Raw genomic sequence first — 303 nt, forward strand, 5'->3', positions numbered from 1 at the left:
GACCTGTAGGGGAGGATATATTAGGTAATTTCTTTTGGGCATACGCAATATTTTGCTCCACCCATTCAATAAAATCCAGAACTTGCCCAAAAGCATGGGTAAACTTATGATGAAAGTCATTGGATTTAGTGAATATTTGATCTGAAGGTTTTTCTATTTCAACTAAAATATATTCACTGGAAAGCGTTTCAAGAACATAGTCAGTAATAAACTCTTCTCCTAATTTTTTCTTTGGTATTAGCTTACTAGCTAATGGGTTTAAAAAAACAGGGTTATCCATTAGAAATATTTGGTACTCTTCTT

Annotated in this window: 1 protein-coding gene; it reads right to left on the minus strand. The window is 32.7% G+C overall.

Features of this window, described 5'->3' with window-relative positions; genetic code table 11:
- The coding region (locus AB4232_RS22755) for a Shedu anti-phage system protein SduA domain-containing protein (protein ID WP_372088131.1) at positions 1-280 on the minus strand (280 nt) is incomplete at its 3' end.
- Between the last annotated feature and the right edge of the window lie 23 nt (positions 281-303).

Source organism: Vibrio sp. 10N.286.46.A8, from assembly GCF_041470165.1.
Lineage (GTDB): Bacteria > Pseudomonadota > Gammaproteobacteria > Enterobacterales > Vibrionaceae > Vibrio > Vibrio tasmaniensis_A.